Origin of the sequence: Mycobacterium sp. IS-3022 (assembly GCF_001500065.1) — a bacterium.
Taxonomy (GTDB): Bacteria; Actinomycetota; Actinomycetes; order Mycobacteriales; family Mycobacteriaceae; genus Mycobacterium.
Window position 1 is genome coordinate 522,592 of sequence record NZ_LQIN01000001.1, and the last position, 26,252, is coordinate 548,843.

The 26,252-nt window shown below is 65.9% G+C and carries 27 protein-coding genes, 3 tRNA genes and 1 pseudogene; 19 read left to right on the top strand and 12 right to left on the bottom strand.

The genetic code is table 11. From position 1 onward, the window contains the following. Nucleotide 1 precedes the first annotated feature (1 nt). The 4 genes from AU188_RS02550 to lmeA form a co-directional block, all read right to left on the bottom strand. Nucleotides 2-478 (bottom strand): DUF4395 domain-containing protein, encoded by a 477-nt coding sequence (locus AU188_RS02550; RefSeq protein WP_156426560.1) that lies wholly within the window; start codon nucleotides 476-478, stop codon nucleotides 2-4. A 104-nt stretch (nucleotides 479-582) separates the two neighbouring features. Then, on the bottom strand, nucleotides 583-672 hold the full coding sequence (locus AU188_RS25925; RefSeq protein WP_353612105.1) for an Ms5788A family Cys-rich leader peptide: 90 nt from the start codon (nucleotides 670-672) through the stop codon (nucleotides 583-585). Nucleotides 673-701: 29 nt separating this feature from the next. Beyond that, the gene (locus AU188_RS02555; protein ID WP_059162101.1) at nucleotides 702-1,124 is read right to left on the bottom strand and encodes a thioredoxin family protein; all 423 of its coding nucleotides are present in this window, start codon (nucleotides 1,122-1,124) and stop codon (nucleotides 702-704) included. Beyond that, entirely contained in the window at nucleotides 1,121-1,918 is a 798-nt protein-coding gene (gene lmeA / locus AU188_RS02560; RefSeq protein WP_059162284.1) for a mannan chain length control protein LmeA, read from the bottom strand. The genes AU188_RS02555 and lmeA overlap by 4 nt, the downstream gene beginning before the upstream one ends. 178 nt (nucleotides 1,919-2,096) lie before the next feature. Here lmeA and AU188_RS02565 point away from each other — a divergent pair, with 178 nt between their 5' ends. From AU188_RS02565 to pstB, 6 genes are all read left to right on the top strand, one after another. Beyond that, the gene (locus AU188_RS02565; RefSeq protein ID WP_059098310.1) at nucleotides 2,097-2,876 is read left to right on the top strand and encodes a winged helix-turn-helix transcriptional regulator; all 780 of its coding nucleotides are present in this window, start codon (nucleotides 2,097-2,099) and stop codon (nucleotides 2,874-2,876) included. Next, nucleotides 2,873-3,766, top strand: coding sequence for a mycothiol synthase (gene mshD, locus AU188_RS02570; protein WP_059162102.1), 894 nt, complete (start codon nucleotides 2,873-2,875; stop codon nucleotides 3,764-3,766). Before AU188_RS02565 ends, mshD begins: the two co-directional genes overlap by 4 nt. 126 nt (nucleotides 3,767-3,892) lie before the next feature. Then, nucleotides 3,893-5,011 (top strand): phosphate ABC transporter substrate-binding protein PstS, encoded by a 1,119-nt coding sequence (gene pstS / locus AU188_RS02575; RefSeq protein WP_059162103.1) that lies wholly within the window; start codon nucleotides 3,893-3,895, stop codon nucleotides 5,009-5,011. A gap of 47 nt (nucleotides 5,012-5,058) precedes the next feature. Continuing rightward, on the top strand, nucleotides 5,059-6,102 hold the full coding sequence (gene pstC, locus AU188_RS02580) for a phosphate ABC transporter permease subunit PstC (RefSeq protein ID WP_059162104.1): 1,044 nt from the start codon (nucleotides 5,059-5,061) through the stop codon (nucleotides 6,100-6,102). Further along, nucleotides 6,099-7,013 (top strand): phosphate ABC transporter permease PstA, encoded by a 915-nt coding sequence (gene pstA / locus AU188_RS02585; protein WP_059162105.1) that lies wholly within the window; start codon nucleotides 6,099-6,101, stop codon nucleotides 7,011-7,013. Before pstC ends, pstA begins: the two co-directional genes overlap by 4 nt. 9 nt (nucleotides 7,014-7,022) lie before the next feature. After that, nucleotides 7,023-7,799, top strand: coding sequence for a phosphate ABC transporter ATP-binding protein PstB (gene pstB / locus AU188_RS02590; RefSeq protein ID WP_059098305.1), 777 nt, complete (start codon nucleotides 7,023-7,025; stop codon nucleotides 7,797-7,799). Between the two features lie 125 nt (nucleotides 7,800-7,924). On the opposite strand, the gene phoU is transcribed toward pstB, so the two are convergent. The 4 genes from phoU to AU188_RS02610 form a co-directional block, all read right to left on the bottom strand. Then, nucleotides 7,925-8,593: a phosphate signaling complex protein PhoU gene (phoU, locus tag AU188_RS02595; protein WP_059098304.1), complete on the bottom strand. Its 669-nt coding sequence runs from the start codon at nucleotides 8,591-8,593 to the stop codon at nucleotides 7,925-7,927. Nucleotides 8,594-8,687: 94 nt separating this feature from the next. Continuing rightward, the gene (locus AU188_RS02600; protein ID WP_059162106.1) at nucleotides 8,688-10,772 is read right to left on the bottom strand and encodes an LCP family protein; all 2,085 of its coding nucleotides are present in this window, start codon (nucleotides 10,770-10,772) and stop codon (nucleotides 8,688-8,690) included. 199 nt (nucleotides 10,773-10,971) lie between these two features. After that, nucleotides 10,972-12,132, bottom strand: a complete 1,161-nt coding sequence (gene dusB, locus AU188_RS02605) for a tRNA dihydrouridine synthase DusB (protein ID WP_082686437.1) — start codon at nucleotides 12,130-12,132, stop codon at nucleotides 10,972-10,974. An 8-nt stretch (nucleotides 12,133-12,140) separates the two neighbouring features. Beyond that, nucleotides 12,141-13,139, bottom strand: a complete 999-nt coding sequence (locus AU188_RS02610; RefSeq protein WP_059162107.1) for an acyl-ACP desaturase — start codon at nucleotides 13,137-13,139, stop codon at nucleotides 12,141-12,143. Nucleotides 13,140-13,372: 233 nt separating this feature from the next. Here AU188_RS02610 and AU188_RS02615 point away from each other — a divergent pair, with 233 nt between their 5' ends. From AU188_RS02615 to AU188_RS02625, 3 genes are all read left to right on the top strand, one after another. Next, the gene (locus AU188_RS02615) at nucleotides 13,373-13,831 is read left to right on the top strand and encodes a PASTA domain-containing protein (protein ID WP_286137249.1); all 459 of its coding nucleotides are present in this window, start codon (nucleotides 13,373-13,375) and stop codon (nucleotides 13,829-13,831) included. A gap of 86 nt (nucleotides 13,832-13,917) precedes the next feature. Continuing rightward, the gene (locus tag AU188_RS02620; RefSeq protein ID WP_059162108.1) at nucleotides 13,918-14,361 is read left to right on the top strand and encodes a PASTA domain-containing protein; all 444 of its coding nucleotides are present in this window, start codon (nucleotides 13,918-13,920) and stop codon (nucleotides 14,359-14,361) included. 160 nt (nucleotides 14,362-14,521) lie between these two features. Continuing rightward, nucleotides 14,522-14,950 (top strand): hypothetical protein, encoded by a 429-nt coding sequence (locus tag AU188_RS02625; RefSeq protein ID WP_059162109.1) that lies wholly within the window; start codon nucleotides 14,522-14,524, stop codon nucleotides 14,948-14,950. Between the two features lie 3 nt (nucleotides 14,951-14,953). Here the strand turns inward: AU188_RS02625 and AU188_RS02630 are convergent, their stop codons facing one another. Then, the gene (locus AU188_RS02630) at nucleotides 14,954-15,538 is read right to left on the bottom strand and encodes a TetR/AcrR family transcriptional regulator (RefSeq protein WP_059162110.1); all 585 of its coding nucleotides are present in this window, start codon (nucleotides 15,536-15,538) and stop codon (nucleotides 14,954-14,956) included. A 102-nt stretch (nucleotides 15,539-15,640) separates the two neighbouring features. Between AU188_RS02630 and AU188_RS02635 the strand changes: the two genes are divergently transcribed. Further along, a complete protein-coding gene (locus AU188_RS02635) occupies nucleotides 15,641-16,615 on the top strand; it encodes an oxygenase MpaB family protein (RefSeq protein WP_286137250.1) in 975 nt (324 codons plus the stop codon). Nucleotides 16,616-16,625: 10 nt separating this feature from the next. On the opposite strand, the pseudogene arsB reads toward AU188_RS02635, so the two are convergent. Continuing rightward, nucleotides 16,626-18,109 (bottom strand): annotated as a pseudogene (gene arsB / locus AU188_RS02645) (ACR3 family arsenite efflux transporter). Between the two features lie 127 nt (nucleotides 18,110-18,236). Next, on the bottom strand, nucleotides 18,237-18,707 hold the full coding sequence (locus tag AU188_RS02650; protein ID WP_059162114.1) for an ArsI/CadI family heavy metal resistance metalloenzyme: 471 nt from the start codon (nucleotides 18,705-18,707) through the stop codon (nucleotides 18,237-18,239). Between the two features lie 101 nt (nucleotides 18,708-18,808). Between AU188_RS02650 and AU188_RS02655 the strand changes: the two genes are divergently transcribed. Further along, the gene (locus AU188_RS02655; RefSeq protein ID WP_059162115.1) at nucleotides 18,809-19,168 is read left to right on the top strand and encodes an Rv2640c family ArsR-like transcriptional regulator; all 360 of its coding nucleotides are present in this window, start codon (nucleotides 18,809-18,811) and stop codon (nucleotides 19,166-19,168) included. A 599-nt stretch (nucleotides 19,169-19,767) separates the two neighbouring features. Here AU188_RS02655 and AU188_RS25930 read toward each other — a convergent pair. Continuing rightward, complete coding sequence (locus AU188_RS25930) at nucleotides 19,768-21,210, bottom strand: RNA-guided endonuclease InsQ/TnpB family protein (protein WP_502687578.1); 1,443 nt, start codon at nucleotides 21,208-21,210, stop codon at nucleotides 19,768-19,770. 171 nt (nucleotides 21,211-21,381) lie between these two features. Here AU188_RS25930 and AU188_RS02660 point away from each other — a divergent pair. The 8 genes from AU188_RS02660 (at nucleotide 21,382) to AU188_RS02690 (ending at nucleotide 26,183) form a co-directional block, all read left to right on the top strand. Then, nucleotides 21,382-21,454, top strand: a tRNA-Glu gene (locus AU188_RS02660). A gap of 34 nt (nucleotides 21,455-21,488) precedes the next feature. Then, nucleotides 21,489-21,565, top strand: a tRNA-Asp gene (locus tag AU188_RS02665). Between the two features lie 42 nt (nucleotides 21,566-21,607). Beyond that, nucleotides 21,608-21,684: transfer RNA gene (locus tag AU188_RS02670), tRNA-Phe, on the top strand. 105 nt (nucleotides 21,685-21,789) lie between these two features. Further along, a complete protein-coding gene (locus AU188_RS02675) occupies nucleotides 21,790-22,065 on the top strand; it encodes a hypothetical protein (protein WP_059162116.1) in 276 nt (91 codons plus the stop codon). After that, complete coding sequence (locus tag AU188_RS02680; protein ID WP_216636155.1) at nucleotides 22,062-22,538, top strand: hypothetical protein; 477 nt, start codon at nucleotides 22,062-22,064, stop codon at nucleotides 22,536-22,538. Before AU188_RS02675 ends, AU188_RS02680 begins: the two co-directional genes overlap by 4 nt. A 24-nt stretch (nucleotides 22,539-22,562) precedes the next feature. Further along, nucleotides 22,563-24,122, top strand: a complete 1,560-nt coding sequence (locus AU188_RS25620; protein WP_216636156.1) for a hypothetical protein — start codon at nucleotides 22,563-22,565, stop codon at nucleotides 24,120-24,122. A 1-nt stretch (nucleotide 24,123) separates the two neighbouring features. Next, nucleotides 24,124-24,444 (top strand): hypothetical protein, encoded by a 321-nt coding sequence (locus tag AU188_RS02685; RefSeq protein WP_059162117.1) that lies wholly within the window; start codon nucleotides 24,124-24,126, stop codon nucleotides 24,442-24,444. A gap of 242 nt (nucleotides 24,445-24,686) precedes the next feature. Beyond that, nucleotides 24,687-26,183: a cytochrome P450 gene (locus AU188_RS02690; protein ID WP_286137251.1), complete on the top strand. Its 1,497-nt coding sequence runs from the start codon at nucleotides 24,687-24,689 to the stop codon at nucleotides 26,181-26,183. Nucleotides 26,184-26,252 lie beyond the last annotated feature (69 nt).

Sequence of the window (26,252 nt, forward strand, 5' to 3'; positions counted from 1 at the left end):
TCTATGCGGGTGACGGTGTGCCGGCGTCCTTTCGAACGCGTACGACGAGCGGGTAGAGCTGACAGCCAAGGCAGATGCCGAAGGCCGCGTTCAGGAAGGCCGCCACGAGCGCGAAGCCGGTGGCGATGAGGCCCAGCAGCGGATGGGCGGACACGAAGCCGGCGACGCCGACCACCGCGAACCCCAAGCCGACGAGTTGGGCGAACTTGAGCGGCGGGACGGGTTCCTTCTCGGTGGCGGGTCCGAGCCGCGGGGCGACGAAGCGGCCGAAGATCACGCCGTAGGGATGCGATCGCGGCCCGCGCCACGCGCCGACGGCGAAGACGACCGCCTGGGCGCCCAGCAGCACAGCCGAGGCGACCGGGCTCAGCGGCCACACCAGCAGCGTCGCCGCGAGGACCCCGGTGGTGAGCCACGCGGCGAAGCGCGGTCCGCGCACGTCCACCTGATCGGGTGTCCGGGTCTTCGTTGTCGACATATCCGTCGCTGACATTCATGTGCTCCTGTGGGCTGTCATGGGCTGGGCTGGGATTGACCACAGAGGTCGCTCCCGAGTGCGGCGCGAAGAAACGGCGCGGCTACTCAGCAGCTACAACAACAGCAAGAACCCGCGACGCGGCACAGATCGACTGCGCGGCGCTTGGTGAGCATCGGCTCGAGGCGGGCGGACACGCCGGACAGCTTACCAACCGACTCGGCGATCAAGCCAACAGCGGTTCCAACGCCGAGCGCAGGTCAGCGGCCTTCGGGACACCGTGGGTCCGGTACCGGGGCCTGCCGTCCTTGTCGAAGACGATCGTGGTGGGCAGCGAGAGCACCGAAAGCCGCCGCGCCGCCTGCGGGTTGGCGTCCATGTCGATCTCGATGTGCGCCACCGCGGGCAACTCGGCGCACACCTCGTCGACCACCCTGCGCACCGCCGCGCAGGGACCGCACCATTCGGCGGAGAAGTGCAGGACCGTCGGTCCGGTCGATGACAAGCCGAGGTCACTGGTGTCGACGTTGGCCGCGGCTTCGCTCGCCTTGAGCAGCCCGGACCGCAGCGCGAGCAGCCGGCCGATCACATACGCCACGCCCAGCGCCGCGACGAGCACGGTGATCGCCAACACCCAGGAGGAGCTCATGATCGGTTGAACTCGTCGAGGACGACGGTTACTCCCTCGGCGATGCCCTCGATGATGATGTCGGAGCCCCGCGCGCCCTGCGCTGTGGGTGCCAGCCCGAACGGCAGCTTCTGGCCGGGCAGGCTCGCGGTGAACGCCGCCAACACCGCCTCCTTCTTGTCGTCGGGCACCTCCTGGTCGGCGGTGCCCGGCCCGGTCAGCACGCCGGTGGCCGTCATCACCAGCGTCGTCTGATCCGGCCCGGCTACGTCGAGGTCAACGGCGATGCTCACCTTGCTGTGAAAGTCCGCCTTCTCGGGCGTCCCGGTGAACACCACGCCCCGGTTGCTCGAGATACCCGATTCCGTGGTGCCGCCGGTGGCGTCGTTGCTCTCTCCCGTCGGCGCCTCGACCAGCAGGTCGGGGATGTCCATGAAGCGGCCGAGATGCGTCGAGTCGATGATGATGCGGCTCTCGGCCTTGCCGACCGGCAACACGGCGTCGGGTCCGATGAGCCAGGAGTCGTCTGGCAGATCGATGTCGTGCAGCGTGGCCTCCAGCGAGGCCTTGCCCACCACGGGGTGATCGACACCGTTGGCCCTGATCTCGACCTCGTCGTAATGGTGATCCATCGCCTGGGTGGCGAATGGGAATCCGAGGATCGCCACCGACGGGTCGTGCTGTAGTTCGGCGGCGCTGCGCACGCTTCTGGCCAGCCGGTATTCGGCGTAGATCGCCGCCCCGAAGTCCGCCCCGACGGCACAGACGGCGACGGCCAGCACCGTCGCGACCACCCCGAGCAGCAGCTTGCGCACCCGCACATTCTGGCCCACCTTCGCCGCGTCGGTGCGTTCGACGCAGCTGACCGGCAGGTTGCGCGCTATCGTTAAGGCACCATCGGCCGGGTAACGGCCGGATGTCGAGCATGAATCTGGGAAGTCACCGACAGACAAAGTTGTCCAGGCGAGGTCCCTGTGGCTGCTGGAGGGCCAGTTGGATCTACTGCTACTGACCGTCGACCCACACCCCGAGTCGGTGCTGCCGTCGTTGTCGCTGCTTCCTCACACCGTGCGGACCGCGCCGACCGAGGTGTCGTCGCTCCTGGAGGCCGGCAGCGCGGACGTCGCGATCGTCGACGCGCGCACCGACCTGGCCGCTGCCCGCGGGTTGTGCCGGCTGCTGGGCACGACCGGAACCTCGGTGCCGGTCGTGGCGGTAGTCAGCGAGGGCGGCCTGGTGGCCGTCAGCGTCGAATGGGGTCTCGACGAGATCCTGCTGCCCGGCACCGGCCCCGCCGAGATCGACGCGCGGCTGCGGCTGCTCGTCGGCCGTCGGGGCGGCATGGCCAATCAGGAGAACGTCGGCAAGATCAGCCTCGGCGAGTTGGTGATCGACGAGGGCACCTACACCGCGCGCCTTCGCGGCCGCCCGCTCGACCTCACCTACAAGGAATTCGAGCTGCTCAAGTATCTGGCCCAACACGCGGGCCGGGTGTTCACCCGCGCACAACTGCTGCAGGAGGTCTGGGGCTACGACTTCTTCGGCGGCACCCGCACGGTGGACGTGCACGTGCGACGGCTGCGCGCCAAACTCGGCCCGGAGTACGAGTCGCTGATCGGGACCGTGCGCAACGTCGGCTACAAGGCGGTGCGCCCGGCGCGCGGCCGCCCGCCGGCCCAAGGCGCCGAGGTGTCCGACGACATCGACGGCGGCGACTACGAGGCGCCCGCCACGATTCCCGAAGCGCTCGCTGACCCGCTGCGTAGTCCGTGACGGAATTCCTTTGGCGCACCGGCCTTTCCGACGATGAACAGAGCCGCATCCGGGACTTGATCGCGGCCGCCACGGCGGCCGACGGCGTAGCCCCGGTCGGGGAGCAGGTGCTCCGGGAACTGCCGCTCGACCGGACCCGACACCTGGTGGCCCGCGACGACCACGACGTCGTCGGCTATCTGAATCTGTCAACCGGTGAGGCGTCCGCGATGGCGGAACTGGTTGTGCACCCCCGGACCAGGCGCCGCGGAATCGGATCGGCTCTGGTGCGCGCCGGCCTGGCGGAGGGCGGCGGCGACGCCCGGGTGTGGGCGCACGGCAACCTCGCGCCGGCGCGCGCCACCGCGGCCTCGCTGGGGCTGGCCGTCGTGCGTGAGCTGCTGCAGATGCGACGCCCGCTGACCGACCTGCCGCCGACGCCGGCGTGCGACGGCATCCGCATCACCACTTACTCCGGTCCCGCCGACGATGCCGCGCTGCTGCGCGTCAACAACGCCGCGTTCGCCTGGCATCCCGAGCAGGGTGGCTGGACCGAGGCCGACATCGCCGAGCGCCGAGGCGAACCATGGTTCGATCCCGACGGGTTGTTCCTCGCCGTCGACGAGGACACCGGCGAGATCCTCGGATTCCACTGGACCAAGGTTCACAACGCCGACCTCGGGGAGGTTTACGTGGTCGGGGTCGACCCCGCGGCGCAGGGGGGCGGTCTGGGCGCTGCGCTGACGTTGACCGGTCTGCACCACCTCGCCGGGCGGCTGTCGCAAAGCTCGCATCCCACGGTCATGCTTTACGTCGAGGCAGATAACTCGGCGGCCGTGAAGACCTACCGGAAGCTGGGCTTCGACGTCTCCGCGGTGGACGCCGCGTACGCCGTGCGTTCCCCGCGCTAGCTGGGAAACCACGACGAACTAACTGAACGTGTTCACCGGCCGTTCACCTGCCATCCGGCAGCTGTCCACCGGCGCCGCATACGTTGCGAGGGAGTTTGAAGCCGTCCAAAGTCGAAAGTGGGATAAGTGAAGCTCAACCTTGGCAAGACACTCGGAACCACGCTGTCGGTGACCGCGATCGCCGCGTTGACCCTGTCCGCGTGCGGCAGCGACAACAACGCCGGCACGACCGCGACGGGCGGCAACGGGGCGGCGTCGGCCGCGGAGTGCGGTGGCAAGGATTCCGTCACCGCCGAGGGCTCGACAGCTCAGCAGAACGCGATCGCCGAGTTCAGCAAGGTCTGGGGCCAGCTGTGCGAGGGCAAGAACCTGTCGTACAACCCCACGGGTTCGGGCGCGGGTCGCGAGCAGTTCATCGCCAAGCAGGTCGACTTCGCCGGGTCGGATTCGGCGCTCAAGGGCGACCAGGTCAAGCAGGCCGCCGAGCGCTGCGGCGGCAATCCGGCGTGGAACCTCCCGCTGGTGTTCGGCCCCGTCGCGCTGGCCTACAACCTCGAGGGGGTCGACAAGCTGGTGCTCAACGCCGACCTGCTCGCCAAGATCTTCCAGGGGCAGATCACCAAGTGGAACGATCCCGCCATCGCGGCGCTGAACGCGGGCACCAACCTGCCGGACACCGCGATCACCCCGATCTACCGCTCGGACTCGTCGGGCACCACCGACAACTTCCAGAAGTACCTGGCGACCGCGGCCCCACAGAGCTGGACCAAGGGCGAGGGCAGCGAGTTCCAGGGCGGCGCGGGCGAGGGCGCCCAGAAGTCTGCGGGCGTCGTGCAGGCCGTCCAGGCCACGGGCGGTGCGATCGGTTACGTGGAGAAGGGTTTCGCCGAGCAGGCAGGTGCGCCGTTCGCTCAAATCGACAGTGGCGCAGGGGCTGTCGCGTTGACCGACGAATCGGCCAAGAAGGCGATCGACGCCGCCGAGTTCGCCGCCGAAGGCAATGACCTGACGCTGGACTTGAACTCGCTGTACGGAACCAAGGAGCCGGGCGCCTACCCGCTGGTGCTCGCCACCTACGAGATCGTCTGCTCGAAGGGCTACGACGCGGAAACCTCGGCGGCGGTCAAGTCGTTCCTGACGGTCGCCGCGAACGAGGGCCAACAGAATCTCTCGCCTGCGGGCTACGTGCCGCTTCCGGACCGGTTCAAGGAGCGTCTGCTGACGTCCATCGAAGCTATTGCCTAGTGCGTGGCGCGCCGGCACGGATACGGTGAGGATGGGTCCTGGGACCGATGACCGATAGGCTCGAAGTGACAATCCCCAATCCGGCCGACGCGGGATCGGGTGAAGCGCTTGCTTCACCCTTTCCCGAGCCGACTCCGATCTCCACCAGCCCGTCGAGGAACGCCAAAGAGCGTGTCGGCGACCGCATCTTCCGCGGATTGGCGGAGGGTTCCGGCGCGTTCATCGTCGCTCTGATCGCGGCGATCGGCGGATTCCTGCTGTGGCGGGCGATTCCGGCGCTGGCACGCAACGAGGAGAACTTCTTCCTCTACGGCGGCAATTGGATCACCACCGACACGTCGGCGATGCACTTCGGCATCCTCGACCTGCTGCAGGTGACGGTGTTCGTGTCGGTGTTCGCGTTGGTACTCGCCATGCCTGTGGCGCTGGGCATCGCAATCTTTTTGACCCAGTACGCGCCGCGGCGGGTGGGCGGACCGCTCGCGTACATGGTCGACCTGCTCGCCGCGGTTCCGTCGATCATCTACGGCGTCTGGGGCCTTTACGTCCTTGCGCCCGTTCTGAAACCGATCGCGTTGTGGCTCAACGAAAATCTCGGTTGGCTGTTTCTCTTCAAGACCGGAACCGCGTCGGTGGCCGGCGGCGGCACGATCTTCACCGCCGGAATCGTGTTGGCGGTGATGATCCTGCCGATAATCACCGCGGTGACAAGGGAAGTGTTCGTTCAGACACCGCGGGGTCAGATCGAGGCGGCGCTGGCGCTGGGCGCGACCCGCTGGGAGGTGGTGCGGACCACCGTGCTGCCCTTCGGCATGTCGGGCTACATCAGCGGCGCCATGCTCGGCCTCGGCCGTGCGCTCGGTGAGACGATCGCGCTGCTGATCATCCTGCGTGGCACGCAGCAGGCGTTCGGGTGGTCGCTGTTCGACGGCGGATACACATTCGCCAGCCTGATCGCCGCCACGGCAAGCGAATTCAACGACCAGTACAAGGCGGGCGCCTACATCGCGGCCGGCCTCGTTCTGTTCATCCTGACGTTCGTGGTGAACTCGCTGGCGCGCGCAGCGGTCGCCGGGAAGGCAGCGAAATGACCTCGACGCTGGACCGCCCGGTCAAGGCGACGACATTCCAAGGGGTCGGGCTTCGGCGCAAGCTGGCCAACAACGTCGCGACGGTTCTGGTCACGCTGTCGGTGCTGATCGCTCTGGTGCCGCTGCTGTGGGTGCTGTACTCGGTGGTCGTCAAGGGCTTCACGGCGCTGACTTCACCGGTCTGGTTCACCAATTCGCAGGCGGGCATGACGGCCTTCGAGGCCGGGGGCGGCGTGTACCACGCGATAGTGGGCACGCTGTTGCAGGGTTTGGTGTGCGCGGTCATCTCGATCCCGATCGGCGTGTTCGTCGGGATCTATCTCGTCGAGTACGGCGGCGGAACGCGATTCGCCAAAGTGACCACCTTCATGGTCGACATCCTCACCGGTGTTCCGTCGATCGTCGCCGCGCTGTTCATCTACGCGTTGTGGGTGGCGACGCTGGGATTTCCGCGGTCGGGTTTCGCGGTGTCACTCTCGCTGGTGTTGTTGATGATCCCGGTCATCGTGCGTGCCACCGAGGAGATGCTGCGCATCGTTCCGATGGATCTACGGGAAGCCAGCTACGCGCTCGGCGTTCCGAAGTGGAAGACCATTGCGCGCATCGTGATTCCGACCGCGTTGTCGGGCATCGTGACCGGAATCATGCTGGCGCTGGCGCGCGTCATGGGTGAAACGGCGCCGTTGCTCGTTCTGGTCGGCTATGCGCAGGCGATGAACTTCGACATGTTCGACGGCTTCATGGGCTCGCTGCCCGGCATGATGTACGACCAGACATCGGCGGGCGCCGGCGCCAATCCTGTTCCCACCGACCGGCTGTGGGGCGCTGCCCTGACCCTCATCCTGCTGATCGCGATACTCAACATCGGGGCCCGGTTCCTCGCGAAGATCTTTGCCCCCAAGAAGGTTTAGGAGCTTTCGATGGCCAAGCGTTTGGACCTCAAGGACGTCAACATCTTCTACGGCTCATTTCACGCCGTCGCCGACGTCTCGCTGGCGGTTCCGCCCCGCAACGTGACGGCGTTCATCGGTCCGTCGGGCTGCGGCAAGTCGACGGTGCTGCGGACGCTCAACCGCATGCACGAGGTGATCCCGGGCGCGCGGGTCGAGGGGTCGGTGCTGCTCGACGGCGAGGACATCTATGCCGCCGGGGTGGATCCGGTCGGTGTGCGTAAGACGATCGGCATGGTGTTCCAGCGGCCGAACCCGTTCCCCACCATGTCGATTCGCGACAACGTCGTCGCCGGGCTCAAGCTCCAAGGCGTCCGCAACAAGAAGACGCTCGACGAGGTGGCCGAGCGGTCGCTGCGGGGCGCCAATCTGTGGAACGAGGTCAAGGACCGGCTGGACAAGCCCGGCGGCGGGCTGTCCGGCGGTCAGCAGCAGCGGTTGTGCATCGCCCGAGCGATCGCCGTGCAACCCGACGTGCTGCTGATGGACGAGCCGTGCTCGGCGCTCGACCCCATTTCGACGCTGGCGATCGAGGATTTGATCGCCACGCTCAAGCAGGAGTTCACGATCGTCATCGTCACGCACAACATGCAGCAGGCCGCTCGGGTGAGTGATCAGACGGCGTTCTTCAACCTCGAGGCTACCGGCAAGCCGGGACGCCTGATCGAGATCGACGACACGGAGAAGATCTTCTCCAATCCGACGCAGAAGGCCACCGAGGACTACATCTCCGGCCGGTTCGGCTGACCATCTGCCCCGCTTTTCTGCGCGAGCAGACGCACAGTGTCCCTATCTGTCGCCATTTGTGCGGCACTATGCGACTGCTCGCGGGTAAACGCGGGTAAGCGCGGGTAAGCGCGGGTAAGCGCGGGTCAGCGCGGCGCGGGGATCTCCTCTTCCGCCGGATGCTTACCCGTGACCTGGAAGATCACCCGCCGGGCGACCTCGACGGCGTGATCGGCGAACCGCTCGTAGAAGCGGCCCAGCAGGGTCACGTCGACCGCCGCGGCCACCCCGTGCTTCCACTCGCGGTCCATCAGCACGGTGAACAGATGGCGGTGCAGGTCGTCCATCGCATCGTCTTCTTCGCCGATCCGGGCCGCCTTCTCCGGGTCGCGGGTGACCAGCACCTCCTGGGCACTGTTACCGAGTTCGACTGCGAGACGCCCCATTTCGGCGAAGTAACCGTTCACCTCTTCGGGCAGGGCGTGCTGGGGATGGCGGCGGCGGGCGATCTTGGCGACGTGCAGTGCGAGCGCGCCCATGCGGTCCACGTCGGCGACGATCTGAATCGAGCCCACGATTGCGCGGAGGTCCCCGGCGACCGGTGCCTGCAGTGCGAGCAGCACGAACGCCGCCTCTTCGGCGCGGGCGCTCATCGCGGCGATCTGTTCGTGGTCGGTGATGACCTGTTCGGCCAGCACCAGGTCGGCCTGCAACAGGGCCTGGGTCGCGCGCTCCATCGCTGCGCCGGCCAGTCCGCACATCTCGCCCAGCTGACTGGTCAGGGCATCCAACTGCTCGTGGTACGCGGTACGCATGGCTCCAGCCTACGGGCTTTGCTGCCCGAACGGCATGAGGCGACCGGTGAACGACCGGTGAACGCCGACCGCCCAAACGCGGTGGTGAGGGCCGCTACTCGCAGGTGGTGTCGGCGGCGTTGGTGACCGCGAGATCCTCGGGAAGCTGCGTCGGAGTGCTATGGGTGCCCCGCACGACCTGCACCTGGACCGGCGACCCGCTCGGCGACGGCGGGTTCACCGTGTAGAAGTCGCTGCCCAGCACGACACGCACGGTGTCGCCCATGCCCGAGACCCGCTCGATCATCGGGTTGGCGAAGGAGGAGGCCACCGTCGCGGCCGCCTCTTCGTTGCCCGGAGAGAAGAACACCGTCGTCGAGTCCAGCGGATCCGGGTAGTCGTCGGGGGTGGTGACGTTGAAACCGTGGGTTTGCAATTCGCTGGCCGCGGTCGCGGCGAGGCCGGTCTCGCCGGTGGAGTTCGACACCTGAACCGTGATGTCGGCCGGATTCGTGGTGATCGCGTCGACCAGTTCGCTCGACGGCGCTGAGTCGTGGGTCGGTGCCGCCGAGTCGGGTTGGGCGCTCATCGACTCGGGTGTGCCCGGCACCGGGGTGTTGTCGGCGTTCTTCTCCTCGGGCAGCGGATCGTCGTTGATGATCGCGTCGAAGATCGCGCGGGTGTCTTCCTCGCGGAGATGCTCGTTGCCGTACTCGTCCATGTAGCCCGTCGTCGGGACGGTCAGGAACGTGATCCGGCCCGCCGCGATGCCCTGAATCGACTGGCCGAGCCGGACCAGGTCCTTGGTGTCCATGTTGTCGACGTAGCTGTCGTTGATGAACATGTTCACGACGTTGTTGAGCTTGGACAGCGAGAAGAACACTTCCTTGGAAATCATCTCGCGCATCAGCGAGGACAGGAACAGCTGCTGACGTTTGATTCGCCCGTAGTCGCCGTTGGTTTCGGTGGTCACCTGGCGGGCGCGAACGTACTGCAGCGCGGTGTGCCCGTCGACGATCTGGCGGCCGGCCGTCGGCAGCACCGTGCCCAGCTCGTAGTCCTCGAGCGGTGTGGTGCTACACACTTCAACGCCGCCGAGAGCGTCGACCATCTTGGAGAAGCCCGCGAAATCGACTGCCATGAAACGGTTTATCGACAGACCCGACATCTTCTGGATGACCTTCACCAGACACTTGGGGCCGCCGACGGCGTACGCCGAGTTGAGCTTGTACTCGGTGTAGACCTCTTCGGCCCCGTACATCGGCGAGTCCGGATCGGTGATCGGTCCGTACGTGCGGGTCTTGGGATCCCACGGCTCGCACTTCATCGGCTCGATGGCGAGGTCCCGCGGAAACGACACAGCCACAACACGTTCCCGGTTCGCCGGGATGTTCACCAGCATCACGGTGTCCGACCGCGCGCCGGCGGCGTCCTCGGTGGTGCCGGCACCCATGTCGCTGTTCTCGCCGATTCGGCTGTCGACGCCGACGATCAGGAAGTTCTCGTCACCGAACTGTGCGTTCGGGTCGAGGATGTCGCGGGAGTCCGGGTCGAGCGCGGAGATCCGGTTGAGCATGTTGTTCTTGGCGGACTGCCACTGCCATGCCCCGCCGGTCAGCGCGAGCGCGAGCACGGCGATCACGGCTGCGACCGCGCGTCCCGCGATGACCGCCGTGCGCCGGCGGCGTGGTTTCGAGCGCGTGCGGCGGGTGACCGAGTGCGCCGCGGGCACCCTGCTCGGGCGGCGCACCAGCGCCAGATCGGGGATGTCCGGGTGGTCGTGCAATACCGGCAAGATCTCGGTGTCGTTGTCGTCCGCCCCGGCTTCGGCTGGTGCGTCCGGTCCGGGCACCGCGTCGATGATCTCGGTGGGCGGCGAGGGCGGGGCGGGAGGTTCGGTGGGTGTCGGTGGTTCGGGTTCGCGGCGCCGACGGCGCAACTCCGGCGGGACCGCGGTGTCGCCCGACAGCTTGGCGATCAGGTCGGCGACGGTGACGCCGTCGGTGTGGTTGCCGGTGGGCTCACCATCGTCCGGGTCGACGTCTGCTGGGAATGGGTCTGACCTGTCAGGACGGGGGGAGATGCCGGTGCGCTCCCACGGCGCTGAACCCGCCGCCGGTCGCTGGTTTCGGGTGAGCCATTGGTTGTCCCCGCCGGTCGGGTCCTCGGGGCCAGGAGTGGCGTTGTCGCCGTCACTCATGTTCCTACCGGCCTCCGACTCGTATCGCGTGCAGCACAGGAGTGTGCGCCGGTGCCGCGCGCCGTTGCGTCGGCACCTGGGTGGCCCCGCGACGGGAGCTCATTACAGACGAGACTCATATCGTACTGAGACATCCTGAGAGATGTGATGTCGGAGTCGTCTCGGAAAAGAGACGACTGCGAGACGGCCGGGAAGCGGGTCAGCCCCCGGAGTGCATGACCTCGGCGCCGGCGGGCACGGTGCAGTCGTCCGGATCGGTCAACCAGCCCTCCGGCAGAGCGACCGCGGCTGCGGAACCCTGGCGCCCGCGCGGTCCGGTCGCCGCGTCGGGAAACGGCACGGTGGCGTCGAGCCTGCCGAGCAGCGTCTCCAGCTCGGCGAGGGATTTGACCAGCGCCAACGACCGCCGCAACTCGGCGCCGGCGGGGAATCCGTGCAGATACCAGGCGATGTGCTTGCGAATGTCGCGCATGCCCTTGTCCTCGCCGAAATGTGCGGACAGCAACTCGCCGTGCCGCAGGATGATCGACGCCACCTCGCCGAGCGTTGGGGGCGTGGGCGCCGGGCGTCCGGTGAAGGCCGCCGACAACTCGGCGAACAGCCACGGCCTGCCGAGGCAGCCACGACCGATCACCACGCCGTCGCACCCGGTCGCCGACATCATCGCCAGCGCGTCCGCGGCTTCGAAGATGTCGCCGTTGCCCAGCACGGACACGCTGGTGACGTGTTGCTTGAGCGCCGCGATCTGCTCCCAGTCCGCCGTGCCGGAGTAGCGCTGGGCCGCGGTGCGGGCGTGCAAGGCGACGGCTGCGGCGCCCTCCTCGGCGGCGATCCGGCCCGCATCGAGATGGGTGCGGTGGGCGTCGTCGATGCCGATGCGGAACTTCACCGTCACTGGAATATCGGTGCCTTCGGTCGCGGCAACCGCAGCCCCCACAATCTGCCCGAACAACCTGCGCTTGAACGGCAATGCCGCGCCGCCGCCGCGCCGGGTGACCTTGGGCACCGGGCAGCCGAAGTTCATGTCGATATGGTCGGCCAGCCCCTCGTCGGCGATCATCTTCGCCGCGGCGTAGGTGTTCTGCGGATCGACCGAGTACAGCTGCAGTGACCGCGGGCTCTCATCGGCTGCGAACGTCACCATGTGCATGGTCGCCGGATGCCGTTCGACGAGGGCCCGCGCAGTGACCATCTCGCACACGTACAGGCCGCTGATCGTGCCCGCCCGGGCCAACTCGAGTTCGCGGCACAGGGTGCGGAACGCCACGTTGGTCACACCGGCCATCGGGGCCAGTACGACGGGGCTGTGGAGCCGAAGCGGGCCGATCTGCAGTTCGTGCTTGTCGGCCAGGACCGTCATGACGCCAGTCACGTCGAGGTGGCGGCGAGGACCTTCTTCGCGGACAGCTTCTCGGCTTTGCGCGCCTCGCGCTCGAGGCGGCGCTGCTTGGACTCCTCGAACTTCTGCGAGGCCTCCTCCAGCTCCTCGACGAGCACACCGAGGTCGTCGCGCATCCGGGCGGCCTCACCGGTGAAGTCCTCGCGTTCGAAGATGCGCCACTTCTTCAGCACCGGCATCACCACGTCGTCGAGGTGGATGCGCGGGTCGTAGACGCCGCCCACCGCGATGATGACGGCTTTGCGGCGGAACTCCGGAACCGTGTAGCCGGGCATCTTGAAGTTGCGCAGCACCCGGTGCAGGGAATGCATCGCCTGGTCCGGGGCGATCTCGAAGCCGGCTTCGCTGACGTCGCGGTAGAAGATCATGTGCAGGTTCTCGTCGGCCGAGACCCGGGCCAGCAGCTGGTCGGCGACGGACTCGTTGCACGCCTTGCCGGTGTTGCGGTGCGAGACGCGGGTCGCCAGTTCCTGGAAAGTGACGTAGATGACCGAATCGAAGAGGCTTTCGGCGAAGAGGTCGCCCTGCTGGTTCTGGCCGGGGGAGAAGCCGCGGGTGACCTGCTCGACGCGCAGCTGTTCCAGCTGCACGGGGTCGACCGCGCGGGTGACGACGAGGTAGTCGCGCAATGCGATGCCGTGGCGGTTCTCCTCGGCCGTCCAGCGGTTCACCCACTGACCCCAGGCGCCGTCCATGCCGAAGTTCATCGCGATCTCGCGGTGGTACGACGGCAGGTTGTCCTCGGTCAGCAGGTTCTGGATCATCGCGACCTGGGCGACCTCTGACAGCTGGGCCTGCTCGGGGTGCCAATCCTGGCCGCCGAGCGCGTAGTAGTTCTTTCCGTCCGACCACGGGATGTAGTCGTGGGGGTTCCAGTCCTTGCGCATCGACAGGTGCCGGTTGAGGTTCTTCTCAACCACCGGCTCGAGCTCATGCAGCAGGTGCAGGTCGGTCAAGTTCTCGTGCATCGGTCCTCAGTCCTCCTCGCGTGCATGGGTCGTTCGTCCTCCTCGCGTGCGGGAAGCCCCTCCAGTTATCTGTACCTGTTGGTTGCACTCAATATATCTGTGAACCCCGGTGACATTCAAGTTCCGTCAGCCGTGTCACGTATGCACCACCAGTCGCATCTGTGCGTTGTAGTATCCCGGCGGGCAAGCATCGACGCCCGGGCCGAAGCTTCACGAGTCTTGGAGGGCGGGCGTTGCTCAAGCCGCGGAACCTACTGGCGGCCGCGCTCGCGGCGGCGGCAGCCTCAGGTGTTGCGCTTGTCGGCGCAGGCGAGGCGGCCGCCGTCCCCGACGTCGTCGACCGGACCTACAGCGACGCACAGAAGATCATCCAGCGGGCAGGCGGAAACGCCGTGATCGCGACGCGGGTGGGAAGCGGCGCCGACGAAGCCGAGTGCTTGGTGACGAACGCGTGGGATGCGGCGGTCCGGCGGCCGAACTCGCGTGGGCGCCCGGTCGCGAACTCCGATGTGATGGTGGCGCTGAACTGCAACGCGGCCGTGGCCGCCCCCGGCGCACCGGGCAACTCGGCGATGAGCCCGGTCGGCCGCGACGCCAAGGCCGAGCAGCAACGCCAGGCGGCCAAGGCCGCGCGTGAAGCGGCCAGGCTGGAAGAACAGGAGTTGGCCCGGGCGGAGACGCCGAACACCTGACCTTCTGCTATTTCGCAGCGGTGGCGGCATACACCCTCACGCAATAGACTTCCACCAGCTATTCACATGGCGGTCATCGCCCGGACATGCAGGTTGGCGGCATCGTGAAAAAGGTCATCTCGATTGCGTTCCTGTCGGCGACGACTGCCGCGGCGGCATGGGCCGCCCTGTGTGGGGCGGGTATCGCCGCCGCCGCGCCCGATGTGGTCGGGATGAAGTATTCCGATGCGCAGCAGGAGATCGAGGACAGCGGCGGGACGGCGGTGATTGCCACCCGGGTCGGTGACAAGCTCGAAGAGGGCGACTGCATCGTGACGAATGCCTGGGACTCCTCGTTCCTGCGTATCGCCGAGCCCGACAGCGACGAGATTTCCGTCGCACTGAACTGTGCCGGCGAATACGCCACGGCGACCAATCCCGGTGCTTCGGTCGCCAGTCCTGAGGGCCGACAGGCGAAGTCGGAGGCCGAAGAGGAAGCCGCAAAGCAGGAAGAACAGGAACTCGAAAACCCCGTCACGCCCGACGAGTAACGCGGTATCCGCCTGCCGCAACGGTTTTCACTTTCGATCAATACTAACGTTGCGCTGCGTTCATCTGTCTTCGTGAAAGTTGCGTGGAATCCACACCGGGTCGGCCGGCGATACCTCTCGCCTGCACTCGCCCCGGAGCACACCACGGAGGCGGGCGGTCATGCGATTGCGGTACTTGGGGATCGGTGTGGTGGCTTCGGCTGCGGCGGCGCTGGTGCTGTTCGGCACCGCGACTGCCACCGCCGACGACTATGTCGGCAAGACGTATGCCGACGCGTCGGAGGCGATGGACGAAGAAGGCCTCGACCCGATCGTCGCGACCAGGGTCGGCGACAAGCTGGAGGATGACGACTGCATCGTGGTCGCCGCCTGGGAGCCGCCGTTCCTGCGCGGGGTCGGAGATGATTTCGAGCACTCCGAGGACGAGATGCTGGTGTCGCTGAACTGCGCGGGTCCGTTCGCGACGGCGACGAAACCCGGTGCCTCCGTTGCTAATCCGCTTGGCCGGGCGGCCAAGTCCGAGGCCGAAGAGGAAGCCGCCGAACAAGAGGAAGAAGAGCTCGAAGCGCCGGTCACTCCCGACGAGTAGCGGTCAGTAACTGGACACGCGGCCGAGCAACATCGCGACGCAGTGGTCGATGAACTGCTCCCGCGTGACGGCGAGCCTGCCGTTGAGATACGCGGTGAACAGCGCGGTCAGCGCCCCGATCAACCCCGTGGCGACCATGGCCGCCAGCGCGGGATCGGTGATGCGGGTGAGCTTTCGTTGCAGCAGTTCGATGAAGCTGGGCATCCACTCGGCACCTGATCGGGTCAGCACCGGTTCACTGGCCGGTGCGAGCAGCAGCACCCTCCCCCGGGTCGGATCGTCGACCATCAGTTCCACGAACCGCTCGACGGCGTCGCGCGGGGTCTCGGCCGTCATCAAGGTCGACATGGCCCGCGCGCACACGTCGTCGTAGACCGCACGGACGAACTCATCGCGGTCGGTGAAGCTCTCGTAGAAGTAGCGTTCGGTCAGCCCGGCGGCCCGGCACACAGCGCGGACGGTGAGGGAAGGGCCCTGCGCGCTGCCGAGAAGCTCGACCCCCGCGGCGATGAGTTCGTCGCGGCGCAACACCTGACGGTCTTGCAGCGGCACGCCGGACCATCGGCCCCGTCGTTGACCCGAAGGCACATCCCTCCTAAGCTCGCCGATGACAACGCCCGTAGTCAAAATCTTGCGACGGACCCGGACGGAAGTACATCAGTGACTCAAGATACGTCTGAGACGTGCCCGATGACCAGCGCCTCCCCGATGGCGGCCGGCTGCCCGGTGACGTCTGGCGGCTATGACGTCCCGCCACTTCCGCTGGGGCTGGACTCGCTGACGTGGCGGTACTTCGGTCAGTGGACGGGGCTGTTTCAGGGCACCTGGGCCGGCTCGATGCAGAACATGCATCCGCAGTTGGGTGCCGCGGTGCAGGAGCACTCGATCTTCTTCATGGAGCGAATCCCTCGGCTGCTGCGGTCGATCTATCCGATCGGCGGCGTGGTCTTCGACGGGGACCGGGCTCCGATGACCGGTGCAGAGGTGCGCGATTACCACATCGGGATCAAGGGCGTCGACGAGCAGGGTCGGCGATACAGCGCGCTCAACCCCGACGTCTTCTACTGGGCGCACGCGACGTTCTTCAAGTCGACGCTGCTGGCGGCCGAGAAGTTCGGCGGCGGGCTGACCGAGGACCAGAAGCGTCAACTGTTCGACGAGCACATCACCTGGTATCGGATGTACGGGATGAGCATGCGCCCGGTGCCGAAAACCTGGGAGGAATTCCAGGAGTACTGGGATCACATGTGCCACAACGTCTTGGAGAACAACTGGGCGGCACGCGAGGTGATGGATCTTTCGACCATGCCCAAACACCCGTCGCTGGAGTGGATTCCGGATCCGCTGTGGCGGCTGAACCTGAAGGTGATGCAGCGCTTCCTGACGTTCATGACCGTGGCCCTGTACGACCCGCCCGTGCGCGAGCTGATGGGCTATACGTGGTCGCCCCGCCAGGAGTGGCTGCACCGGAGGTTCTGTGACGTGATCACTTTCGCCGGCAAGGTGCTGCCCAAGCGCATGCTGATGCATCCGCGGAAGCGCTCTGCGGTTGATCGCGCGACGGGTCGGCTGCCGATAGACGCCCCACTGGTGCAGACGCCGGCGCGCAATTTGCCGCCGGTCGAGTACCGCGGTCAGCCGCAGTTCTACTGCCCGCAGGTCTGATCCGCGGTCGTCAGGCAGTTGGCGGAATCCCGAGTTCGTGCAGCAGTATTCGGACGCGCTGCTCGATCTCGTCTCGAAGCGGGCGGACGTCGTGGACGGATTGGCCGGCCGGGTCAGGCAATTCCCAGTTCTCGTAACGTTTGCCGGGAAGCAGCGGGCAGGTGTCACCGCAGCCCATGGTGACAACGACGTTCGCCTCTCGAAGCATGTCGTCGGTCCACTGCTTGGGCTGCGCGGATGCGATGTCGATGCCCTTCTCGGCCATCGCAGCGACTGCCGAGGGATTCACCTGATCGGCCGGCTCGGACCCGCCGGAGAATACCGAAACACGCTCGCCGCCAAGGAATTCAGCGAAACCCATTGCCATTTGCGAGCGGCCAGCGTTGTGAGTGCACAAGAACAGCACGGAGGTCATCGGCTCACCACCGGTGCGATCCCTGCGAACCGTCGGCGTAGAAACAAGGAGACATATACGAGCCCGACGAGTACCGGCACCTCGATCAGCGGCCCGACCACGCCGGCGAGAGCCTGTCCGGAAGTCGCGCCGTACGTGGCAATGGCCACCGCGATGGCGAGTTCGAAGTTGTTGCCCGCGGCGGTGAACGCCAGCGTCGTGGTGCGCTCATATCCCATGTCGAGCAGCAAGCCGAGACCGTAGCCGCCTGCCCACATGATCGCGAAATAGGCGAGCAGCGGCAGGGCGATACGAGCGACATCCAGGGGGCGGCTGATGATCTGGTCTCCCTGCAACGCGAACAGGACGACGATCGTGAACAGCAGACCGTAGAGCGCCCAAGGGCCGATCCGGGGCAGGAATTTCGACTCATACCAGTCGCGTCCTTTGGCCCGTTCACCCATCCGACGCGACAGATAACCCGCCAAGAGCGGGATGCCCAAGAAGATCAGCACAGACTTCGCGATCTGCCAGGGCGACGTGTCGATTGTCGTCTGCTCGAGACCCAGCCAGCCGGGTAGCACGGAAAGGTAGAACCAACCGAGAACCGCGAACATCAGGACTTGGAAGACGGAGTTGAGCGCCACCAGGACGGCGGCGGCCTCCCGGTCCCCACATGCGAGGTCGTTCCAGATGATCACCATCGCGATACAGCGCGCCAGGCCGACGATGATCAGGCCGGTGCGGTACTCGGGCAGATCCGGCAACAACAGCCAAGCCAGCGCGAACATCAGCGCGGGACCGAGGAGCCAGTTGAGCACCAGAGAGCTGATGAGCAGCTTGCGGTCGGCCGTTACGGTGTCGAGCCTGTCGTAGCGGACCTTCGCCAGCACCGGGTACATCATGATGAGCAGTCCGAGCGCGATCGGCACCGAGATACCGTCTACCTGAACATGATTGAGCACCCCGTTCACACCGGGTGTGAGCCGGCCGATGAGTAAACCCGCGACCATCGCAATGCCGATCCAGACCGGCAGCAGACGGTCCAGCGGCGAGAGCCTCTCCACGACGTGCGTCTCGCGGACGACGGGACCGCTCACGCTGGCGTTCCGACGGTTTCGTTGCTGTCGGCGGCCACGACGGACAACAGTTTCCGGTCCATGGATGAATAGTCGCAGTCGGACAGTGTGCAATCGCACTGGGTGCCCGGCGGGCCCGCGCCAGTCGTCAGCAGCACGCGGACTCCGGCGCCGTCGCGTCGTCCGACGCCGCGGCGCCGCAGCACCCGGCCTGGCCGTGGCCGTCGGCGCGCTGTGGGCTGGTGCCGAACGTGTCGGAGTCGGCGAGCACGGTGTAGACCTCCCACTTCTCGCCGGCCGGACCGGTGACCCACACCTTGTCCTGCTTGGCGAAGCAACAGGTGGTGCCGATCTCCTCGTCGGTGAAGAGGCCCTCGTCGGTCAGTCGAGCGATCTCGGCATGCACCGTGTCGCTGGACTCGACCTCGACGCCGAGGTGGTTGATGGTGCCGCCCTTGCCGGGGTTCTGCAGCAGGACGAGTTTCAGGGGCGGTTCCGCGACGGCGAAGTTGGCGTAGCCCTCTTTGACCTTGGCGGGTGGGGTGTTGAACAACTTCGAGTAGAAAGTGATGGCCTCGTCGAGGTCGTCGACGTTCAGTGCGAGTTGGACGCGGGACATGATGCTTCCTCCGTACCTGTGTGACATATATCGAAATAGCGGCTGCAGCCAGGATGCGCACCTTTTCGATATATGTCAACACCCTGTGGCAACATGGTTGCATGCCCAAGGCGCTACCAGTGATCGACATGTCCGCCCCGGTGTGCTGCGCGCCCGTGGCGGCGGGCCCGATCAGCGACGACGACGCGCTGCACGTCGCGCTGCGGCTCAAGGCCCTCGCCGACCCGGCCCGGGTCAAGATCATGTCGTATCTGTTCAGCTCGGCTACCGGCGAAGAGACCAGCAGCGAGCTTGCCACTGTTCTGGGCTTGACCGAGTCGACGGTCAGTCACCACATCAGCCAGCTTCGGCGGGCTGGGCTCGTCGAGTCCGAGCGTCGGGGCATGAACGTCTACCACCGCGCGCACCGCGACGCCCTCGTCGCGCTGTGCGCTGTGCTGGATCCGACCTGTTGTCGGTAGGCGTAACTACGTTGAGGTCGACAGACGAGTCGGGGAGGGCGATGTGAGACCGTCGCGCAGCGGTCCTCTGCCGATCAACGACCTAAACCTCTATCACGACGTGTTTGGCGATTCATTAACAATCGCGGAAGCCGCGTGTCGCATCACGTCAGTTGTCGCGGATGGCGTACCTGCTGAGGCAACGCCATCCCGCCATGGGTGGGCCCTGTGGGACTCGAACCCACAACCTACGGATTAACCTGCCACTTCGGCTTTCGCCGCCGCTACGAATAGCGTTCGTGGTCTGGACCGTCCCTTCACCATGACTGACGTCGTAGGTGCCACCCGTCCGGTCTCTACACCTTCCGAGGAAACCCTCGGCTTGGCTCGGGATTGCCATCTGACCGGAGTCAGGAAGGGTTCCCCGACTTTGAGTGGTGTCATCCACGGGGTTTCCCCCGTGGCGCTCCTATTGAAGTCCGCAGCTCTGCCAATTGAGCTAAAGGCCCTTGCGGGGAGGAGTCTAACGCAGTGTGCTCCGGTGGTTTCTCACTCTCCCTCGTTCGCGGTCCGAACCGGGCGGCGGCCTACCAACTGAGCTATGAAGCGTGTCAGTCGACTCAGTGAGTCGCCGTCACCGCCCTTCTCGGGCGTCCAACGTTCACACACGGGGTGCGTGAACGTTGGTTCCCGCTTCTTCCGGGCTGGCGTCGCCTGCACGCCGAGCGTGCTGGATGGCGCCGGCCCGTCGGCGGGCATTGGTAGCCCGGCCTCCTGCTTGGGAGTCCGGGGATCGATCGACGTCGTAGCGGGCCTGGGCCCAGCGCGCCAGGGTTCACTGCGGCGTTGTGGTCGCGGTCGGCAGAAAATCCACAATCGCAAGTGAACCGTCGGTCCGCCAGAGTCATATGGGTGCTGATCGAACCACACGCCGCACAGGTCTTAGTCGACGGGAAGAACCGGTCGGCACGCGCCAGCTGCCCGCCCCTCCAGGCTTGCTTATAGCACAGTATCCGGGCAAACTCGGCCCATCCGGCGTCTGAGATCGCTTGAGCGAGGCGGTGATTGGCGAGCATGCCGGTTACGTTCAGATCTTCTACGACGAGCCGGTCGTGGGTCTTGACCAGCGCGTTGGAGACCTGGTGTAGAAAGTGCCGCCGGATGTTCGCGATGCGGTGGAGGTGACGTTGTACTGCTAAAACAGCCTTTTGGTGGTGGCGCGATCCTTTCCTCTTGCGTGACAAATTACGGGTCAACTGTCGGTGTCGCGTCATTGCGGAGCGGAGAGGTTTGGGTGCGGCGTCGAAGCGTGCGACTTCTGTGCCGTCCACATCAGCGGCGACTGCGAATGCGGTGAGCCCACGATCGACACCGACCCAACTACCGTGATCTCCGTCGGTGCGGGTCGGATGGCAGTGCAGCGGATGCAGGTCGGCCGCCTCGACGGTCAAGGAAGCCCACCAGCGTCCACCACGATGGCTGATCGTGACAGCGAGAATCCTGGCGCGGTCCTTGGCTAGCATTCGCCGCAATGGACGGGTGTCATTGTGAACGGCGATCGCGCCAATTCGGGGCAAAGTGATCGAGCGGGGCCGGTTGTCGTCCCCGACGCGGATCGCTGGTCGTCGGCCATCGCGATTCGTGTTGCGCAGTCGGAACGGCCGCGGCCCACTTGCCTTCTTCTTGAACCTCGAAAATCCAACGCGTTTACCGTTGCACCGTCCAGAGCGTGAATCCGCCCACGCTTTGAGGGCACGGCCACAGTCGACGGCAGCTTCCTCGAAAACCTGCTGACAGACGTCGCCTCGCCACGCGAGGCCAGTCGCCGCAAGTTCAATCACTCCATCGCGGCCTACGGCCCATAGCCGGCCGGCGGCCTCGGTCTTTTTCCACGCATTGAACGCGTTGATCAGGTCGAACCCGGTCCATGGCACCACCACCGTTGGGTCTGCGCGACGGGCGGTCAACGCGGTTTTGACCATTCGCAGGCATTCGTTGTACGCGAATCGGACCGCGCCTGAGTGCCGAGCCAACGCAATGCGCTGCTCGGCGGTCGGGTTCAGACAAAATCTGAATCGGTGTGGCGGGCCATGTTGTTTACGAGCGTTCCACGAGGCACCGACAACCGCCTTGTCCCGCCGCCGACCGTCGTTTGAGGATTCGGGTGCCGGTACCCTAAGCTATCGAGGCTCCCAACGTCATCGCGTTGCGAGTACCCCGGAGAGATTCGGCTGGCCCCCTTCGTCTAGCGGCCTAGGACGCCGCCCTTTCAAGGCGGTAGCGCGGGTTCGAATCCCGTAGGGGGTACACGTGGCGGCCCGTACGATGGGACGCACAGCAAGGCCCTGTGGCGCAGTTGGTTAGCGCGCCGCCCTGTCACGGCGGAGGTCGCGGGTTCAAGTCCCGTCAGGGTCGCCATTACGGCGAGGCATCTGGGGTTGTGCACGACCGGTGCCTTCCGGCCAGGTAGCTCAGTTGGTACGAGCGTCCGCCTGAAAAGCGGAAGGTCGCCGGTTCGATCCCGGCCCTGGCCACCACGATCGGCCTGCGCACCCACGCGCTTCCTCCAAAACTCGTGTCGATGGCGGTGCAAATCGTCCGGTAGCGTCATCACCAGCTTTGTGGGCTGTTCGGGGATTGGCATGGCAAACGAACTTGAAGTCGACGCGGCCGGATTGCGGACCGCCGCCGCCGGCAGTGAGGCTGTTGCCGCGGCTCTGACGACTGGTATCGCCGATGGTGCGTCTGGCACCTGCCCAAGTCAGGCGGGCGTGGCCGCCGTTCTTGCCGCAGCCCAGTCCGTCCGCACCCGCCAGTCCCACCGCATCACCGGACAGGCCAATGACCTCTCGGTAGGCAGCGCTCGGTACGAAGCCACGGATTCCGACGCCGCGGACACCATCACGGTGACTGTGTGAGCGCTGCTCCTACCGGGGCCGTCGTGCTGCCCAGCCGGTCGGATATCGAGAACTGGCCGACCGAGCACCTTGACAACGCGGCGGTCCGGCTGCGGACGTCGGGCAACCAGTCCGTCACGTTGTTCGAGCAACACCGACAGAACATCGTCGCTCCCGGCAAAACAACCTGGGAGGGTGACGCGATGGACGCCGCGCTGAATCGGGTGACCACCGACACCGCGGTGGTGCGCCGGCAGACGGCCGTTCAGGATGAGGCCGCCAACATCGCGGAGAACGGCAGCCATGACCTGCGAGGGGCCAAGCGGGCGGTACTGGACGCTATCGCCGAGGCCGAGGCTGATGGGTTCCACGTCGGTGAGGGCTTGTCGCTCACCGACACGCGCGACGTTTCCCCGGATGCCATGGCCGCTCGACAGACCGCCGCGAGTGAGCACACCGAATACATCCGCTGGAATGCCGAGCAGCTGGTTTAAGTCGACAGCCTCATCGGCCAGCGGTTGCAGGACAAAGCCGTTGAGCTGGAAGGCATCCGGTTCGATGGCGAGGGCGAGCGACATGACAGCGAGGGCACGGTTCAACTCGTTGACAACACGGTCAAACTGAATCCTTCAGACCAGCCGGCCGAGGAGGGCAAAGATGAGCCGGACGGCCAGCCCGATGCGGCGCCTGAGCAAGCACCTGGACAGATCGGACCGTTCCCGGTGCCCAAGTCCGTCGACGATGCGGCGAAGAAACCAGAGGCTGAGTCCGACGGGAAGCCCTCTGCCACGAGCGACGTCGGGGGCACACTCGAAGACCTGTTGAATCCAGGAGAAGCCGCGCCCGGTGAATCCGGCGACGGTCCGCCCAGTGGCCTTCCGCCGGCGCTCAGCCAGCAGCCGCCGCGGAGCCCACTGGATCAGATCCTCAACCAACACGCCGGAAACGGCAAAGGGGACGGCCAGGATGGGCGCTACACCAAGTCCCCGTTGACCGCGCCGATCGTGGAGGCCGACCCGTCGGTGGTCGATCGACAAGCCGCCCGAGTCGATGCTGCCCGCGAGGCCCTCGACGCTGCGCAAGCCGAGTTGGACGCCGACGCCGGACAGACCTACTCGCAGGGCGCGGGGGCGGGTCCCGGCCGCGACGTCACCGACCCGTTGAGCCAAGCGGTGTTCGACGCCCGCCGAGAACTGACTGAGCAGACTGCGATACTCCAAGATCTCACCCAGGCCCGGAGCGAACTCGGTGGCCAGGCCGTGCCGATCCCGCCGCTGCCGGAAAACGCTGACGTGCAAGCGTTCGCGCCGGAACCACCGGTCTTCGAGCGAGCGACCGGGGCGTTTGCCGAGGGCATGAAGGACACCTCGAAGACCATCTGGGATCTGACGATGCCCGACGTGGGCAACATGTATGACGTCGCCACCAACTGGGACGAGGCCTCTGGCGCCGAGCGAGCCCAAGCCATCGCCGACGCGGCCGGCATGGCTCCCATCCCCGGCGGCAAAATCCTCGGCGAAGGCATCGAACACGGACTCGACGCCCTCGGCGGGGCATCCCGTCACGTCGATGACGTCCCCACGCCCCACGTCGACGTCGATCCGCCGCCTACGCCGCACAGCCACGGCGACGCACCCTCTGGCAGTCATGGGCCGCTCGACACGTCTCCTGCACCGCATACTCATGTCGAGACGCCCACGTTCGACCTGACTACCGACCACGCCCTGGCCTTGGGAGCCGACCCAGCCAGAGGTGGGTCGTTTGTTGCAAGCGAAGCCGAGACCGGCCTCAGAATTGAACATGAATTGGGCGTGAACCTTTCGCGAGCTGAAGCGGGTGCCTCCCACGACTGGGTTGACGCCAGCGGAAGGACATACGACGCGGTGGGAAACTTCCCCTCAAAGTTCTTTGACGCTCAGTGGTCGAACTTGCAAGATCAAATAATCCGCCACGCAGACCTCAAAGCCGAGATAGTTCCCGTAGATGTTTCTAGGTTCACCGCCGCGCAGCAAGAAACGGTAAGAGAGTTTGTGCGAAGCCTGAATAATCCCAACATCATCGTTATAGGAGGACAGTGAAATGAGCGGATTCGTCCGATTTATTGAGGATGACTGGTCCTGGAGCTCATCGATGACGCGACTTTTGTTTGATTTTCTGGTTGACCAACTCCCCGAAGGCCATGCGAGATCCTACATTGAAGAGTTGCGGGACAATAATGTAATGATGTTGGATTTGCGCGACCCTTCACAGGACCTGATCGTGGCGGCGATCGTTGATGACTTTCCGCGGTACCTAGAAGGCCTGGATTCTAATTTACGGATGTCTCTTCAACCGGGCTTTACCGAGTTGCTTCAACTTGCAAATTCCCAGCACAGGCATAATCAAGCGACAACGGCGTAGTTCGTCACACCATCGAATGTCATTGATTTACTGCGGCGACGGCGGTGCTGGCCGTCAACGAACTCGATGATGTGCCGCTAGAGCTGCGTGTGCACGTGGCTGCGGGCTGTGTAGCGGTCGGACGACGCTTTCCACGACACCGGACGACTGGGATGCCGCACATGGGCGGCTTCAGCACGCCGCCGCGATCGAGAACGGCAGGGTCTAGAACTTATGCAGTACCGGCGGTACTGTATAAGTTCGTGGGCGTCAACGCAGAACTTCATCCGCCGAGCTGGGCCCCCACCTTTGTCCGCTGGCAGCACACGCAGATCGGCTGGCTCAGGTCCTGGCAGCTGACGTTCAAGGGGCTGTGGGCGGGATACCGCCACACCATCTTCGACTACGCCTCGCAGCTGCCGGGCCAGGACGACATCGTGGTGGCTCGAGCGCCGCTGGCAAAGTTCGTCGTCGTCCGCAATCCCGACATCGCCCGCCACGTCCTGGTCTCCAATCAGGACAACTACGCGAAGAACGCCGAATACGATCTTCTCGCAGTGGCTTTCGGTCGCGGCCTGGTCACCGACCTCAACGATGAGCAGTGGCAACGCAATCGCCGATTGGTGCAGCCGATCTTCGCTAAGCGACAGGTCGACACCCTCGCCCCACAGATGACCGCCGCGGCAGTTGCCGCCGCCGAACGGTGGCAACGCCATGCCGCCGCCGGCCAGCCCCTCGACATTGCCGCCGAGATGAACTACATCACCATGGACGTCATCGCCCGCACCATGTTCGGCATCGAGCTGAGCGGCCGGCTCGCCGAACAGATGCGGATCGACTTCTCCAGGCTCCTCACGCTTTTCGGCTACGGGTTCATCGGAGCAGCGGCGCGGCCGTGGCGTCGGCTCAGCGACCGGTTGGGCTCACCGCGGCTGGCCATCAAGGCGCTACGCGCCGGTGCCTCGGTCACCGCCCCACGCACCATGCGCGGGCTACGCCGCATCGAGCGGTTCATCGACGGACTGATCGCCGAGTACCGCAGTGGACGCATCGACCGCACCGACAATCTGCTGGCGCTGCTGATCGCCGCCGAGGACCCCGAAACGGGTTACCGCTACAGCGATGTGGAGATCCGCGACGAGCTGATGACGTTCCTCGGCGCGGGCTTCGAAACCACGGCGGCCGCCTTGGCTTGGACCTGGTATCTGCTGTCGCAGAATCCGCAGGCACGAAACCGGCTCGGCCGCGAGCTCGACGAGGTACTCGCCGGCCGCGAGCCCGCCGCTGATGACGTCGACAACTTGCCGTGGACCCAGGCGGTGGTCGCGGAGGCAATGCGCAGGTATCCGCCGATCATGGGGCTGGGCAGGGTGGCCAAGGCCGACGACGTACTCGGCGACTATCCGATCGAGCGCGGCACCAACGTCGCAATCCTCATCCACGGCGTGCACCACAACGACCGGGTATGGGAGAACCCGCAGGACTTCCACCCGGAGCGCTTCTTGAAAGAGAACCTCGACCCGCACCAGCGTCGCGCTCACATCCCGTTCGGCGCCGGGAAGCGGATGTGCGTCGCCTCGGGCTTCGCCACCCTGGAGGCGAACCTCGTGGTGGCGACTTTGGCGCAGCGATTCGAACTCGATCTCGTCCCCGGCCAGCGACTGCGCCGCGAACTCACCTTCACCGGCGGTCCGGACGGGCCCCTGATGATGTCGCTTCGGCCGCGGGCGCACGCGGACTTGCGCCCCGCCAGGGGGTGACGCCGCACAGGGCGCTACGGGGAGCCGCCCCCTTGTCATCTTCGGTACCACCACGTACCGTAAATCGGT

Excerpts from the sequence above, each read along its gene's own strand:
- phoU (WP_059098304.1), bottom strand. The coding sequence starts at position 8,593 with ATGCGTACCGCGTACCACGAGCAGTTGGATGCCCTGACCAGTCAGCTG.
- dusB (WP_082686437.1), bottom strand. The coding sequence starts at position 12,132 with ATGACGGTCCTGGCCGACAAGCACGAACTGCAGATCGGCCCGCTTCGG.
- AU188_RS02610 (WP_059162107.1), bottom strand. The coding sequence starts at position 13,139 with ATGCACGAGAACTTGACCGACCTGCACCTGCTGCATGAGCTCGAGCCG.
- AU188_RS02550 (WP_156426560.1), bottom strand. The coding sequence starts at position 478 with ATGTCGACAACGAAGACCCGGACACCCGATCAGGTGGACGTGCGCGGA.
- AU188_RS02625 (WP_059162109.1), top strand. The coding sequence starts at position 14,522 with ATGCGATTGCGGTACTTGGGGATCGGTGTGGTGGCTTCGGCTGCGGCG.
- AU188_RS02650 (WP_059162114.1), bottom strand. The coding sequence starts at position 18,707 with ATGTCCCGCGTCCAACTCGCACTGAACGTCGACGACCTCGACGAGGCC.
- AU188_RS02600 (WP_059162106.1), bottom strand. The coding sequence starts at position 10,772 with ATGAGTGACGGCGACAACGCCACTCCTGGCCCCGAGGACCCGACCGGC.
- pstB (WP_059098305.1), top strand. The coding sequence starts at position 7,023 with ATGGCCAAGCGTTTGGACCTCAAGGACGTCAACATCTTCTACGGCTCA.
- AU188_RS02555 (WP_059162101.1), bottom strand. The coding sequence starts at position 1,124 with ATGAGCTCCTCCTGGGTGTTGGCGATCACCGTGCTCGTCGCGGCGCTG.
- AU188_RS02655 (WP_059162115.1), top strand. The coding sequence starts at position 18,809 with ATGCCCAAGGCGCTACCAGTGATCGACATGTCCGCCCCGGTGTGCTGC.
- pstA (WP_059162105.1), top strand. The coding sequence starts at position 6,099 with ATGACCTCGACGCTGGACCGCCCGGTCAAGGCGACGACATTCCAAGGG.
- AU188_RS02635 (WP_286137250.1), top strand. The coding sequence starts at position 15,641 with ATGACCAGCGCCTCCCCGATGGCGGCCGGCTGCCCGGTGACGTCTGGC.
- AU188_RS02685 (WP_059162117.1), top strand. The coding sequence starts at position 24,124 with ATGAGCGGATTCGTCCGATTTATTGAGGATGACTGGTCCTGGAGCTCA.
- AU188_RS02675 (WP_059162116.1), top strand. The coding sequence starts at position 21,790 with ATGGCAAACGAACTTGAAGTCGACGCGGCCGGATTGCGGACCGCCGCC.
- pstC (WP_059162104.1), top strand. The coding sequence starts at position 5,059 with ATGACCGATAGGCTCGAAGTGACAATCCCCAATCCGGCCGACGCGGGA.
- AU188_RS02620 (WP_059162108.1), top strand. The coding sequence starts at position 13,918 with ATGCAGGTTGGCGGCATCGTGAAAAAGGTCATCTCGATTGCGTTCCTG.